General features: G+C 59.9%; 11 protein-coding genes. 4 read left to right on the plus strand and 7 right to left on the minus strand.

The window, feature by feature from the left end:
• Positions 1–17 precede the first annotated feature (17 nt).
• Positions 18–1853, minus strand: a complete 1836-nt coding sequence (locus NZK35_RS10355; RefSeq protein WP_259632466.1) for a TIGR03960 family B12-binding radical SAM protein — start codon at positions 1851–1853, stop codon at positions 18–20.
• A gap of 118 nt (positions 1854–1971) precedes the next feature.
• On the opposite strand from NZK35_RS10355, the gene NZK35_RS10360 reads away from it, so the two are divergent.
• The gene (locus tag NZK35_RS10360) at positions 1972–2292 is read left to right on the plus strand and encodes a Rieske (2Fe-2S) protein (protein ID WP_259632467.1); all 321 of its coding nucleotides are present in this window, start codon (positions 1972–1974) and stop codon (positions 2290–2292) included.
• Between the two features lie 84 nt (positions 2293–2376).
• On the opposite strand, the gene NZK35_RS10365 is transcribed toward NZK35_RS10360, so the two are convergent.
• The 3 genes from NZK35_RS10365 to trpB form a co-directional block, all read right to left on the minus strand.
• On the minus strand, positions 2377–3078 hold the full coding sequence (locus NZK35_RS10365; protein WP_259632468.1) for a metal-dependent hydrolase: 702 nt from the start codon (positions 3076–3078) through the stop codon (positions 2377–2379).
• Positions 3075–3326 (minus strand): hypothetical protein, encoded by a 252-nt coding sequence (locus NZK35_RS10370; RefSeq protein WP_259632469.1) that lies wholly within the window; start codon positions 3324–3326, stop codon positions 3075–3077. The genes NZK35_RS10365 and NZK35_RS10370 overlap by 4 nt, the downstream gene beginning before the upstream one ends.
• Before the next feature lie 357 nt (positions 3327–3683).
• Positions 3684–4907, minus strand: coding sequence for a tryptophan synthase subunit beta (gene trpB, locus NZK35_RS10375; protein ID WP_259632470.1), 1224 nt, complete (start codon positions 4905–4907; stop codon positions 3684–3686).
• A gap of 90 nt (positions 4908–4997) precedes the next feature.
• On the opposite strand from trpB, the gene NZK35_RS10380 reads away from it, so the two are divergent.
• From NZK35_RS10380 to NZK35_RS10390, 3 genes are all read left to right on the plus strand, one after another.
• Positions 4998–5909 (plus strand): DUF429 domain-containing protein, encoded by a 912-nt coding sequence (locus NZK35_RS10380; RefSeq protein WP_259632471.1) that lies wholly within the window; start codon positions 4998–5000, stop codon positions 5907–5909.
• A gap of 187 nt (positions 5910–6096) precedes the next feature.
• Positions 6097–6996, plus strand: a complete 900-nt coding sequence (locus tag NZK35_RS10385) for an Fpg/Nei family DNA glycosylase (RefSeq protein ID WP_259632472.1) — start codon at positions 6097–6099, stop codon at positions 6994–6996.
• 80 nt (positions 6997–7076) lie between these two features.
• Positions 7077–8138, plus strand: a complete 1062-nt coding sequence (locus NZK35_RS10390; protein WP_456115272.1) for a prenyltransferase/squalene oxidase repeat-containing protein — start codon at positions 7077–7079, stop codon at positions 8136–8138.
• Here NZK35_RS10390 and NZK35_RS10395 read toward each other — a convergent pair.
• The 3 genes from NZK35_RS10395 to NZK35_RS10405 all read right to left on the minus strand — a co-directional run bounded on the left by NZK35_RS10395 (position 8092) and on the right by NZK35_RS10405 (position 13627).
• Positions 8092–9171: a fatty acid desaturase family protein gene (locus tag NZK35_RS10395; RefSeq protein ID WP_259632474.1), complete on the minus strand. Its 1080-nt coding sequence runs from the start codon at positions 9169–9171 to the stop codon at positions 8092–8094. The two genes, NZK35_RS10390 and NZK35_RS10395, sit on opposite strands and share 47 nt — an antisense overlap.
• A gap of 231 nt (positions 9172–9402) precedes the next feature.
• A complete protein-coding gene (locus tag NZK35_RS10400; RefSeq protein ID WP_259632475.1) occupies positions 9403–11349 on the minus strand; it encodes an ABC transporter ATP-binding protein in 1947 nt (648 codons plus the stop codon).
• 166 nt (positions 11350–11515) lie between these two features.
• Positions 11516–13627, minus strand: a complete 2112-nt coding sequence (locus NZK35_RS10405) for a hypothetical protein (protein WP_259632476.1) — start codon at positions 13625–13627, stop codon at positions 11516–11518.
• Positions 13628–13766: the final 139 nt, after the last annotated feature.

Consider the following 13766-nt stretch of genomic DNA (forward strand, 5'->3'; position numbering starts at 1 on the left):
AACCTGAAACCTGAAACCTACGTCGCGCCTGCGAGGGCTTGGAGTTGAACGGTGGCTCTGCCTTGTTCTTTTTCCAGGTAGGCGCGTCCGAATTTGACGTTGACGTGGTCCCAGGGCAGTTTATCGAGCAGCTCATATTTTTCGTGGACCTGTCGTTGGACGTCGATCCCGGCGTCTTCGATCGCCGACCACCAGCGATCGGGATCCAGGTGTTCGGTCCAGCCGTCCATTCGCGCGCCGCGCTCCCAAGCCAGGCGGATGGCGTTGCCGGTGCGTCGGTCGCCGCGGCTGAGGACGCCTTCGAGCAGACTGGTTTCAACGTTGTGGCACTTGATGTTGACGCTGCGGATCTTGCGGCGGCTCCACATGTACTTGTGGGCCCAGTGGAAATACTCGCGGCTTTGCATGCCGTTCCATTGGTAGGGCGTGTGGGCTTTGGGGACAAAGTTTGACACGCTGGCGGTAACGCGTACGTAGCGTCCTTTGACTTCTTTACCGACCGTGGCGATGGTTTCGGCCAGATCGACGATCCCATCCAGGTCGACCGGACGCTCGCCGGGCAGCCCACACATGAAGTACAGTTTGACGCTGTCAAAGCCGTTTTGGAACGCGTTGCGACAGCCTTCGATCAGGTCGCTGTTTTTGATCTTCTTGCGGATTTGTTCACGCATGTCGTCCCGTGCCACTTCGGGGGCCAGGGTCAGCGAACTGCGTCGATCGGTGCCGATCAATTGGGGCAGCGACCGCAATTGATCGTTGACGCGCAGGCTGGGGACGCTGATGTTCACGCCGAGCGGTTTGAAGACTTCGTGCAGTCGTTTGACGAGCGGTTCGAAATGCGGGTAGTCGCTGCTGGAGAGCGAGAGGATGCTGATTTCGTTGTGGCCGGTGTTCAGATAGCTTTCCCAGGCGGCATCGACGATCGTGTCGACTTCGCGGATTCGCAACGGGCGTTTGATCACGGTGCTTTGGCAGAACCGGCACAGGTGGGGGCATCCGCGCATGATTTCCAAGGCGATGCGGTCGTGCACACATTCGATGTACGGCACGATCGGATCGGTGGGCAGGGGGATTCCGTCCAGGTCACTGATCACGCTGGGGGCGAAGGTGGTGGGGACGTCGTCGCGGACGCGCTCGAGTGACGCGATGCGTCCGTCTTTGTAGGTCGGCTGGTAAAACCGTGGGACGTAGGCGTACTCGAGCGTGTTGGCGACTTTGGCCAGGGCATCGCTGCGTTGCCGTTTTCCTTCTTCGCCGTCGGCCCACGTGCCGTCGCTGCGGCGGTAGCTTTCTTTGATCTCCAGCCACAGGTCGCAGATCGTCGGCAGGGCGGGTTCGCCATCGCCGGTGATCATCACATCAAAGTAATCCGCCATCGGCTCGGGGTTTTGGCAGCACGGTCCGCCGGCGACCAACAGCGGGTCGTTCATCGTCCGGTCGACCGATTCCAAGGGAATCCCGCCCAGGTCGATCATCGTCAAAACGTTCGGGGAGCTGATTTCGTACTGCAGGCTGAGCCCGACGACGTCAAATTCCGACAGCGCGGTGAAGGTTTCCAGGGTGTACAGCGGGATCTGGTGTTTTCGCAGCAATTGCTCCATGTCCGGCCAGGGCGTGAAGACGCGTTCGGCACACCAATCGTCGCGGCGGTTCATCAGCGAGTAGAGCACCTGCAATCCGTGGTGACTCATCCCGATCGTGTAGGCATCGGGAAACCCGACGGCCAGTTTTCCGCGGACGCTGCGATGGTCTTTGACAACGATATTTCGTTCGCCGCCGACGTATTGGGCCGGTGTTTGAACGTGCGGCCAAACGCGGGATTCAAGCAGTTTGCGTCGCTGATGGTTGATCATTCAGAAATGCCGATTCGCGTGTGCGGGTGTGGTGAGTCTTCAGTGGAATGCCTAAAGTGTGGTCGGTACAAGGCTACCAAGGCAAGAGAAACCGAAAAAGACAAGGTGCATCCGAGCTGTGAGCGAATTTGAATCTGTTGGCAAAGTGGACGATTTTGAGATCGGCCGCGGAAAAGCGGTCCCGATTGACGGCCGAATGGTCGCCGTTTTTCGTCAGGAAGACGGCAGCTGGCACGCGATCGACGACCTGTGTCCCCACATGGGGGCGTCGTTGGCCGAAGGGCACGTCGAGGGGACCACGGTCACGTGCCCCTGGCACGCTTGGCGATTCTGCATCGTCGATGGCACCTGGGAAGACAATCCGCGGGTCAAAACGGATTGTTTTGAGGTCAAGGTCGAAAACGATCAGGTCTGGGTCCGTGAGATCGAGAAGGAGTGAGGATTGCCCCTGAGAACCCTCCCCTCGCTGCGCTCCACCCTCCCTGCCGGGGAGGGTGGCTTCAGTTAGGTTCGCGGTCTTGTCTTACAGGCCGCGGACCAATTCGAGCGTGTGGGTTTCGCCGACTTTGAGGACCACGGGTTTGGAATCGGTTTCGGCGATCACGTGGTTGGCCCAGGCGGCGGCGTCTTGCTCGATCGGCGGCCAGGTGTTGTAGTGGGTCGGAAGTACCACTTTGGGTTCGATCAGTTTGATCGCTTCGATGCTGTCGTGAATGCCCATGGTGAACACGTCCCCGATCGGGACCACGGCGACATCGGCACCGCCGGCGTACCATTTCATGTCGCTGTGATAGGCGGTGTCGCAGGCGAAATAGATGCGAAAGCGTTCGAATTTTAGCAGGAATCCTGCGGCGGATCCGCCGTAGGAGCCGTCCGGCAGGCTGCTGCTGTGCAGCGCCGGGACCATTTTAGCGGTTCCATCACCGAGCGCGACGTTGCCGCCGACATTCATGGCGACGACGTTTTCAAATCCGTGGTTCTTTTTGAACCATTCGGCGATCTCCCACGTCGCGATCAATTGGGCGCCGGAGTGTTTGACCACTGCGGCGACATCGCCGACGTGATCGGCATGGCCGTGTGAGACGAGCACATGCGTGGCGTCGGCGAACTGATCGGCCGAGACTTGAGCTTTGGGGTTATCGGCGAAAAATGGATCCAGCAAAATCCGGGCGCCCGCGGTTTCGATCAGCCAGCTTGCGTGTGAGAGCCAAGTGAGTTTGATCATCGAGTTCGATCTTCCTTTTGTTGATGTTGGATTTGTTCTTCGCTCGCCTCGGGATTCCGGCTGCGAATGCCGGCCCGCGTGACCTGTCTGACTTCTTCGGTCGGCTGGAACGCTTTCGCGATCCGTTGCTCGCCGGTCATGTTACGCCAAATGTTGCGCCACACTCGCAGTGATTCGCGGCCGGCTTCGGTTTCCATCGCGATGCGGTCTTCGAGTTTGGTTCCCAGGATGCGGTTGGTGTCGGTCATTGGTGGACCTGGTCGAGCAGTTCTTTTAGAGACTCGCCGTGTTCTCCCACGTGTCGATGTAGATATTCCATGTCAACTGAATCTGCAAGCGTACGCAGGATATTGACGATATCGGCCCGCTGTCGTGATGAACCGCCCAGTCGCGCGTCCCAGCGGAGTTTAGAAAGAATAACATCTTCAGCGGTTGCGATGTCGGTCTCAGTGTGAAAGACGTTCCCGGATTGTCGTCGGGCAAATGCTCTCCGTGAATCTTCATCACTTCCTAGTGCTTTGTTCCAATTTGCAATTAGGGTTGGCCAGCGAAAAGGGGTCAGACCCCTTTTCCGCGGCACCCCAAGTTTAAAAGTTGACGAAGCACTAGTAGTCTTCGCCGCGGAGTCGCGCGATTTCCATGGCATCCTTGTCACCGCGGCCGGACAGACAGACGACCAGGTTTTCGGATTTGGGCATCTCGGCGGCCAACTTCATCGCTTTGGCCAACGCGTGACTGGTTTCCAGGGCGGCGATGATGCCTTCGCTGCGGGCGAGTTTGTCGAAGGCGTCCATGGCGTCGGCGTCACCGCACTGGATGTAATCGACGCGGCCGGTGTCTTTCCAGTAACTGTGTTCGGGGCCGACGCCGGGGTAATCCAACCCGGCGCTCATGCTGTGCACGTCACAGGTTTGACCGTCTTCGTCTTGCATCACGTAGCTGTAACTGCCATGCAGCACGCCGGGCGAGCCGAACGACATGGGGGCGGCATGGTCGCCGGGGTTGCTGCCCCGACCGCCGGCTTCGACGCCGACCAATCGCACACCCTCGTCTTCGATGAACGGATAAAACATGCCGGCCGCGTTGCTGCCCCCGCCGACACAGGCGACCACGCAATCGGGTAACTTGCCAAACACTTCCAGCGATTGGTCGCGCGTTTCGCGTCCGATCACGGCTTGGAAATCGCGGACCATCATCGGGAACGGGTGGGGGCCGATCACGCTGCCGATGATGTAGTGCGTGTGTTCGACCGAGGACATCCAGTCACGCATCGCTTCGTTGACGGCATCCCGAAGGGTTCGCGAGCCGGATTCGACGGGGCTGATCGTCGCGCCCATCAGCCGCATGCTGAACACGTTGGGTTTTTGCCGACGAATGTCTTCGGCACCCATGTAGACCGTGCAGGGCAACCCGAAGTGTGCACAGGCGGTCGCGCTGGCGACGCCGTGCTGGCCGGCACCGGTTTCCGCGATCACGCGTGTTTTTCCCATTCGCAGCGTCAGCAGCGCCTGGCCGAGGGTGTTGTTGATCTTGTGCGCCCCGGTGTGATTGAGGTCTTCGCGTTTGAGCCAAATCTGGGCCCCGCCGGCGGCTTCGGAGAGACGTCGGGCGTGGTAGAACGGACTGGGGCGGCCGACGAACGTTTTCAACAATCCGTCCAATTCCCGCTGAAACTCCGGATCTTTCTTGGCCAATTCGTATTCTTCGGCCAATTGATCGAGTGCGCGGGTCAGTGTTTCGGGGACGAAGCGGCCGCCGAATTCGCCGAATCGGCCTTTCGCATCGGGGACCGCCGCCGTCGCGGGCTGTTGGGAAGGAGCACTGCTCATCGTAGGTTTGCCAAAAAGGTATGCTTCCGTAGTCACTTCATCATCTTCACCCGGCCGTCCAAGTTGGTCAACGCGACGAAACCCAGCCCGATGCGATTCGGCCGAATTGCCGATGCGACGATACGGACCGTGATCGGTGTGGATTTTAGCGGTGCCGCCCAGTCCGGCAAAACGGCTTGGATCGCCGAACTTTCCGCCCCGGAGCCGCTGCGTCTGGCCGCCCCCGCCTCGGCGCGTCTGGCAAGTCGCTCGCCCCGTTTTCGACTGGTGTCGCTGCAGCCCCTGGGCAGGCCGGCCGGCGGTGACGACCGCGATCGGGTCAATCGCTACCTGGTGGACCGCATTGCATCACAATCGGAAACATTTTGGGGCTGCGATTTTCCCTTCGGATTGCCGATCGAGTTGGCGCTCGGTGACTGGCAGGGCCAATTGTCGTATGTCAGCGAGTTTGTCGGTTCGGCCAAGGAGTTCGGGCTGTCGCTGGTCGAGACGACCGAACGAGTGTTGGGAACCAAACATGTCCGCCGGACCACGGATCGGGAAACCCAGACGCCGTTTGATTGTTACCACTACCGAATCATCTACCAGACGTATCACGGCATGCGCGAGGTGCTGGCGGAGCTTGCCGACCATCCGAATGTGCTGGTGTTGCCGTTTCAGTATCCCACCGCCGGACGCGGCACGGCCTCTTCGATCCTGGTCGAAGCGTGCCCGTCGTCGACGCTGAAACGGTTGGGGCTGCCGCATCAACGCTACAAGCAGTCCGGCGGGAAGCCGCCCGAAGCAGTCCACCGGCGGACCCGGCGAACCATTTTGAAGACTGTTTCGAACTACGTCGACATTTCGTCGCATCGCCGCCGGGTGATCATGCAGGACCCCGGGGGCGATGCGCTCGACGCGGTGCTGGCCGGCCTGGGAGCCTGGCTGGGGTTCTCGCGTGCCGATCATGCCGCGATTGAGAGTCACCCGCGTTATGCTCGCGAGGGGTTTGTGTATTGTTAGGGGTGGGGGAAGCCTCCTGCTTGCCGTCGGCATCAGGGGCAGACGCAAGCTGGAAGCTTACGCCACGGAACGCAAGCTGGAAGCTTACGCCACTGTTCGCAAGCTGGAAGCTTACGCCACTGTTCGCAAGCTGGAAGCTTACGCCACTGTTCGCAAGCTGGAAGCTTACGCCACGGATTGAATGACGATGCCGGAGTTGCCTGAAGTCGAAACGATGTGTCGCGGGGTGCAGCCGATGGTGGGGCACCGGATTCGCGCTGCCGAGCGTCCGCCGTGCGCACGGAGGCCGATTTTGTTTGAGCCTTCGATCGCTCGGTTCGATCAACGCGTCCGCGATCGGCTGATCACCGGCATCGATCGGCTGGGCAAACGTGTGATCATCGAACTGGAGGACGCGCAAGCGATCGTGATCGAACCGCGGATGACGGGGCTGGTGTTGTTGAGCGATCCGCCGGGGCCGGAGCATCTGCGTTTGCGGTTGATTCTCGACGGTGACGACGTTCAGGAGATGCTGTTTTGGGATCGGCGGGGGCTGGGCACCGTGCGATTGCTGACGGCGAACCAATTGCAGCGTGACGTCCGCGATCGGTTGGGGCCGGACGCCACCCGGATCAGCGCCGCACAGCTTCGTGAAACGCTGCAACACAGTCGCCGCGTGATCAAGGTCGCTCTGCTCGACCAAGCCGCGGTGGCGGGGATCGGAAACCTGTACGCGGCCGAGATTCTGTTCGTCGCCGGGGTCGATCCACGCACCCGTTGTGACAAGCTGAGCCGGCCGCAGTGGGAACGCATTCACGCCGGGATCGGACTCGTGTTGGGGGAGGCGATTGAGCATGAGGGCAGCACGCTGTCGGACGGGACGTATCGCAACGCGCTGAACAACGAAGGCAGCTATCAAAACTACCATCGGGTCTACGATCGGGCCGGTTTGGGATGCGGACGCTGCGCCGTCGGTGTGATTCGCCGAATCGTCCAGGGGCAACGGAGCACGTTTTTTTGTCCGATTTGCCAGCGGAAAACGGGACGACACGGTACGGTCGGCGAAATCGAAGTTTCGCAATCGGTGGCGGACGCGGTACAATCGTGAACCGAGCACTCTCGCTTCAGCGGCTGTAAACGCACCCTGGCTGAGCGGCTGTCGGGCCACCACCCTCTCCTTTCGGATTCATGATGCCGATTTCATCCAACCGCCGCGACTGGTTTCGCAAGACCGCCCTTCTCGCCGCCGGCGGTTCGCTCGCCGGGTCGCTGCTCGGTCAGCGGGCGTGTGACGCGGCGGCTCGGAACCCGTCATGGGAAACGGCGACGCAAAAGGCTTTGGCGTGGCTCGCGCGGACTCAATCCTCGCGTGGGCATTGGAACACGCAGGTCTATCCGACCGCGATGGCCGCGCTGGCCGGAACGGCGATGATCGGCAGTGGATCGACGACCACCCAGGGACCCTATGCCAAGGAGATCGCCAGGACGTCGGATTACTTGATCAGCAAGAGCCGCGACAACGGCCTGATCGGCGACCCCACGAGCGACCAGCGCTACACCTATGGGCATGGGTTCGCGATGCTGTTCTTGTCGCAGGTGCTCGGCGAAGAGGGTTTGTTGGATCGTCGACGCGAGATCGTGGACGTGCTGACGCGGGCGGTCGAGTTCAGCGGCAATGCCCAGACGGCGGCCGGCGGTTGGGGCTACGTGTCGGCGGCCGAGGGCAACGATTTTGATGAAGGGTCGACGACGATCACGCAAGTCCAAGGGCTGCGTGGTTGCCGCAACGCCGGCATCCCCGTCAGCGGTGACGTGATCGAGCGTGCCAAGGAATACATTTACGGCTGCAAGAACAAGGACGGTGGGATCAGTTACAGCAGCCGTCAGCGCGGCAATAGTCGACCGGCGATCACCGCCGCCGCCCTGGCAGCACTCTACAACGCCGGCGATTACGACAGCGAGCATGTTCCGGAAATGCTCGAGTACACCAAGAAGGAATTGCACGGCATCAGCGACGGTGCCCGCGCGTTCGGCCACTGGCATTACACGTACCTGTATTACAGCCAAGTGGTCTACCGTCAGGGCGATGAATTATGGCAGCCGTTCCGCACCAAGTTGTACGAACGCATCACCAGTCAGCAGCGTCCCGACGGAAACTGGGAAGGCCAAATCCATCCGGTCTATGTGACCGCCTGCAATCTGATCATGTTGCAGTTGGATTACGGCTATCTGCCGATCTATCAAAGGTAGCAATTGTCTTTCGAGCAATTGTCTTTCGAGCAACCGCGAACCAACTCGATTGTTGCAAATCGCGGTAGGGCGAGTCGGCCGGCAATGCTTGCATCAGATACTGATCCGCCGCTCGCAAATTGTGATACGGCAGCGACGGAAAGAGATGGTGCAGTGCGTGAAAGCGAATCGAAAACGGATAGAGCAGCCAGGTAAAGAAATCGCGGCCGGTGAAATTACAAGAATCGTGCATGTGATCCGACGGCGTCATCTTTGTGCCATCGCTTTCGAAATGATGATCGGCGAGCAATCGCAATTGATTGAGCAACAGGACGCTGATGCCGAGCGAGTAGAGCATCGGAATTCGCGTCCATTGATTGATGCCCAGCAAGACGAGCGCAGGAATCAAGGTGGCACGGATGCACGTCAGTATCTCGACCGCCGTGATGCGGCGACGATCAGCCTTGGAAACTCTTCGCACGTAGTAGGGATTCATCATCAGCGATGAACAACGGGTCAAAACGAATGTGCGCAGCTTGGGATGCAAAAACGTAAGCGGAGTGATGATGAACCGCGCGGTCACGATAATTGGAAACACCAACACCAACAGCGTGTAGCCAAACATGCTGGTCCAGTTGCCGCGGCGGAAGCAATTGACGATGTATTCCGGGTCTTGCTTCGTGCCGTACAGGCGATGCGTATGATGATCACGGTGGTGTGCCGAAAAGAACGGCGAGGGGGCCAACATCATGACGCCGGCGATCAGATTCCAAGCGACCTTGTACGCCCGCATTTCATGCTCGCCCAAATGGGCGACTTCATGAACCAGTGATCCGGCGCGGTAAAGCCAAAACACGGCGATCGGAAACGCGATGATTTGGTAGACCGACCAGGCTTCGGCGGTCAGATAGACCGCCGCCGCGGTGTACGCCAACGCGATGCTGCCCAAGAAATCTCGCCAGTAGATCCACGATGAAACGCGAAAGTAATCGACATCGGCGTCGCGTAATGCGACTTTTGAATCATGCACCCACTGCTCTGAACAAGCATCCATCGACATCTCCAGCTGGTCGGTCCGGCCGCAGCCTTGGGAACAGGCCCGCGTCCAGGTGAAGCCGGTAGCCTAGGCGATCGTTGCACGATTGTAGAGACGAACTTGGACGTTCAGCGCCGAATGTTTGTTGCACTGTCAAGCTGGGCGATGCCGTGTCGTCGAAGTGATGGTTTACTTTGTGCGGGTTGTTTTGGTGTGGTGACCTTGACCATCGGGCGTGGGTCGAAACCGCTACAGCGGACGCTGGGGCGTTCGGTCGGGTTCGGTGGTTTGCAATTGCACCATGTCTCGGTAGCGGCCTCCACCGGCGACGAGTTGCTCGTGCGTGCCGACTTCGGCGATGCGGCCGTCTTCCAGGACGACGATCTTGTCGGCGTTACGGATCGTGCTCAAGCGATGGGCGATCACCAGGGAGGTCCGGTTTTGGAGCAGTTCTTCGAGTGAACGTTGGATCATTTGTTCGCTCTCGCTGTCCAGGTTGCTGGTCGCTTCGTCGAGGATCAGGATCTTGGGGTCGGCAAGGATGGCGCGGGCGATCGCCAGGCGTTGGCGTTGTCCGCCGGAGAGTTTGACGCCGCGTTCGCCGATCACGCTGTCGTAACCTTTGGGGAGTTTTTCGATAAACTCGTGTGCCGCAGCCGCCCGCGCCGCGGCGATGATTTCGGCGTCCTCGCAATCACGTCTGGCATAGGCGATGTTGTCGGCGATCGTCCCGTCAAACAAGAACACCTCCTGTTCGACAATCCCCAGCAAGCTGCGGTAGGAGTCCAGGTTGATCCCGCGCAGGTCTCTGCCATCGAGTCGGATGCTGCCTTCGGCGGGATCATAAAACCGGGCGATCAAATTCGTCAGCGTCGTCTTTCCCGCACCGCTGCGACCGACCAGGGCGACGGTTTGGCCCGCTGCGATTTCGAGCGAGATGTTTTGCAGCACGTTGGTGTCGGTGCCGGGATAGCGAAAGGACAGGTCGTTGATCGTGAGACTGCCGGCGGTCGAGGCTTTGTTGACATGGACGGCGTCGGGGTTGGTCGGCAGTTCGCTGTCGACTTCCATCACGTCCAGGATGCGATCCAGACCGGCGAGGTTGTTTTGAAACCCGACGGCGCTGCCGGCGATGGTCGCCAGCGGATCGAGCAACATGGTCAGGTAGACGAGAAACATCATCAGGTCACCGAGCGTCAGCGCGCCGTGGATGATTTGATAGCCGCCATAGAGCAAGAGGCCGGTCGAGGCGAGCGGGATGATGACTTCCCAGATCGTTTCGATGATTCGGGTCCACCACCAGGTGAAGAGTTGTTGACGGACCAGGAAGCCGCCTTCGCGAACAAATTTTGCCGATTCGCGACGCGAGCGAGAAAAGGTCCGCACGACACGGATCCCGCCAAACGTTTCGGTCGCATTGGCGTCGATCTTTTGCCGCTGTTTGCGGATGTCGCGGTACAGCGGCCGGATGCGATTGATCCAGGTTCGGTGCGTGACCCAGACAATCGGCAGCAACAGCAAGCCGCCGACCATCAGTTTCCAGTCGACGAAAATCAGGATGATCAGGCTGCCGACGAACTGGATGATCGCCCGCCAGGGGTTGTACAGCATCGAAAAAATCAGATCGGCAACGCCCCCGGCGTCTTCGCGGATCAGGCTGGCGACGCCGCCGGATTTCAAGTCATACACGCGTCCCAGCGGCAGCCGGATCGCATGGTCAAAGACTTTGCGGCGGATGGTGATTTGCGATTGATTGACCGCTTTGGTGGCGGTCCAACGGCTGAACAGATGGACGATCGTCGCCAGAATCGTCATCACGACCACGGCGGCGGCGATCCATAGCAATCGCTGCATCTTGTCGGTCGGCCAATCGAACTCGGCGAGCCAGGACGGTAGCGGTTTGGGCGGGTCGGTCAGGACGCAATCGATCGCCAGTTTGGTGCCGACCGGCGGTATCAGACGCAATCCGATCGCGATGCTGAGGAAGAATAGGGCGACGACGATTTGTCGACGGTGCGGCCCGATCAGTTTCCAGAATTCGCGGATCAGTTCCCAAAAACCACGCTCACGCGTGCCCAGTTTTACGGCGCTGCGGGCGGCACCATGATGGCCTGTGGGGCGAACTTTCTCGGCATTTCGCTGGCGAACCGTCTGGCGATAGTCGTCAAATCGGTGGCGGCTAGGCAGTGTAGGCATGCACTATTGGTAGCGCCGAAGCCGGCCGATGACAAGGTGCGGTCGCTAAATTGGGCAACGCGGTGAAGCATGAGCGGCCAGTGCCTGACGAGGTAGGGGCGGCACAACGCCAGCCTCTCCGGTGCCCCGTCTGAACCAAAACACCGGAGCGCTCTCGCCCCACCGCTCATTCATGTTTCACCGTGTTGTCAAACGGGATGGAAGCCAGGGTGCGGGCAATCCGCCAGACCCCCGGCTCGATGCGATACATCGGCAGGTCGTGTTGTCTCGATAGCTGGTCGAGGAAGCGATCGCCGCCTTCACGCAGGTCGATGATCAACGTGATGTCTTTCTTTGCAATCCACCCCGCCAGCCCGGAGACGTTTCGACGATCCAGCAGGTCGTAGAAGTAGCGGCGATCGGTCCTGAAATCCTCACCGCGATGAAACCACGCGAACGCTTCGACGTAAGGGTCCGACCAGAATACGCCTTGGCGAATCAACCAGTAGTGCTGAGTCGATTCCTGGGCCAACAGCAACGCGCGGTCGGACGGTTGCAGATAATGGGGACGCAAATCGGCCAGCGTGCGGTTCGAAGGGATCGCTTGCCAGTTCGCCCGACGCTTCTTCATGCCGGCGATTTCGATATCCAGCAAACTGTTCAATCCACGTATCCGGTTGAGCGGCGTCGCGGTTTCAAAACGGAACGCCACCGCAGAGACGATGATGAAGACGAACACAGCCGTGCCGAACTCACGTCGTCCGCGGCGCGGCATGCAACTCGCGATGGCCGAAGCCACCACGGCGATCGCGATCGGGTAGGCAAACCAATGCAGCCGCTCATAACCGGCTGCATAATGCGGAAACCGCGTCAAGAAGATGCCCGAGACCAACCACATGGCCCAAAGCATGCCGGTCGCGATCAGGCCGGATCCGAACAGGCGTCGTGTGCGACCGGTGCACTTACCGAGCAACACCCACACGCCGAGCACCAACAGGCCGAGATGCATCGTTGCCAGCAGCCCGCATCCGGTGATCAAAGCGTGCTTCAAATGAAATCGGTCACCGATCCACTCGGTCGTATCGCACGGCAACTCCGTTCCGGCAATCGTGTTGTAGAAACCGACCCAATAATGAATGGGCCGTTGGTCCAGCGATGCTTCGTAATCGATTTGAATGACTTGGCGAATCTGTTCGTGGTTGCTTTGCGCGTCGCCGATCAGAACGACGGTCACGCACAACAGCAAGGCCGCCAGGGCCAACGTGGCAGTGCGGCGAATGCCCGTTCGATCAACGGGGGTGACGAGAACACAAAACGGCGCGACGAGCAACAGCAGGTAGATCGCAGTCAGCGGATGGAAACGCAACAGGGCGGGCAGCAAGCCGAGCAGCGGAATTCCATATCGTGACTTGCCACCGATCCAACCCTGCGCAAGCCAAAGGGTCGCCGGGATCAGAAAGAACAACGCAATGTCTTTGTCGAGCAACAGATTGTTGGTGATGCGAAACGAGTAATTGAACGCGTTGAAGTTTCGATACCAGAGCAAGACCGGTCCCAACATCGCGATCAACACCAGCGGGTACGAAACCCGCTTGCCCGCCAGCGACCGCAATACCTCCGCCAGGCACAGCAGCACCGAGAACGCAACCGGGATGGTTGCATAGCGAAGCAAGACTTGATCGACCGCGATGCCGCTGGTGTGGGCGATCATGCTGGGCAACGAATGCCAGTAGTGCGACCTCCAGCGGGGCATCGGCTGGTCGACTTCCATCGCCGACATGCCGATCGATGAAACACGCAGTGATGCGTGCCGGAGCATGTCTTGTTGCTGCAGCAGAAACTGATGGATGTCGTTGGATCGGGGTGTGCGGTAAACACAAACCGAGAACACGATCAAGGTCAGGACCAACAGGCTGTGTCCGACCGGCCAATGGGGCGGCCCAGGGGGCGGCCCAGGGGAGTCACGGCTGAGTTGCGCCTCACGCCTGAATCCCGCGATCAGCACTCCGGCCGTCCAGACCAACAGGTACGTGTTCATCCCGAATCCGAGCAGGGAAGCGCTGAACGCTAGCAATCCGTGCAATGCGACGGCGGAGGTCATCGCGGCGAGATATCGCCGAATCAGCGAGCTGTGGCTGCCGATCCAGGACGGGGCGATCAGCCAGCCCAGGGCGACGAATCCCGTCCACGTCAGCTGAACGCGGACATCTGCCGAATTTCCCGGGCCGAGGACGAGTGTTGCGATCAGCAGCGTCGACTGGATCGCAAACAGCGGCATCAGATCGCGAAGTAGCGGCATGGTGGGCGAACGAAGACGTGAGGGGGAAGGGCCGGGGGGGGAGGTGCTATTGTGGCGAAGCGGGCTGGAAAAGGAACACCAACGTTGGACTGGCAATTTACGAATCGACCTCCCCTCGCTTCGCTCGACCCTCCTGCCA

The sequence above is a fragment of the Stieleria sedimenti genome (genome assembly GCF_025060895.1).
GTDB lineage: Bacteria > Planctomycetota > Planctomycetia > Pirellulales > Pirellulaceae > Stieleria > Stieleria sedimenti.

What these genes read in the sequence shown, in the direction of transcription:
- NZK35_RS10355 (WP_259632466.1), bottom strand. Translation starts at nt 1,853, where the DNA reads ATGATCAACCATCAGCGACGCAAACTGCTTGAATCCCGCGTTTGGCCG.
- NZK35_RS10365 (WP_259632468.1), bottom strand. Translation starts at nt 3,078, where the DNA reads ATGATCAAACTCACTTGGCTCTCACACGCAAGCTGGCTGATCGAAACC.
- NZK35_RS10370 (WP_259632469.1), bottom strand. Translation starts at nt 3,326, where the DNA reads ATGACCGACACCAACCGCATCCTGGGAACCAAACTCGAAGACCGCATC.
- trpB (WP_259632470.1), bottom strand. Translation starts at nt 4,907, where the DNA reads ATGAGCAGTGCTCCTTCCCAACAGCCCGCGACGGCGGCGGTCCCCGAT.
- NZK35_RS10380 (WP_259632471.1), top strand. Translation starts at nt 4,998, where the DNA reads ATGCGATTCGGCCGAATTGCCGATGCGACGATACGGACCGTGATCGGT.
- NZK35_RS10385 (WP_259632472.1), top strand. Translation starts at nt 6,097, where the DNA reads ATGCCGGAGTTGCCTGAAGTCGAAACGATGTGTCGCGGGGTGCAGCCG.
- NZK35_RS10390 (WP_456115272.1), top strand. Translation starts at nt 7,077, where the DNA reads ATGATGCCGATTTCATCCAACCGCCGCGACTGGTTTCGCAAGACCGCC.
- NZK35_RS10395 (WP_259632474.1), bottom strand. Translation starts at nt 9,171, where the DNA reads ATGGATGCTTGTTCAGAGCAGTGGGTGCATGATTCAAAAGTCGCATTA.
- NZK35_RS10400 (WP_259632475.1), bottom strand. Translation starts at nt 11,349, where the DNA reads ATGCCTACACTGCCTAGCCGCCACCGATTTGACGACTATCGCCAGACG.
- NZK35_RS10405 (WP_259632476.1), bottom strand. Translation starts at nt 13,627, where the DNA reads ATGCCGCTACTTCGCGATCTGATGCCGCTGTTTGCGATCCAGTCGACG.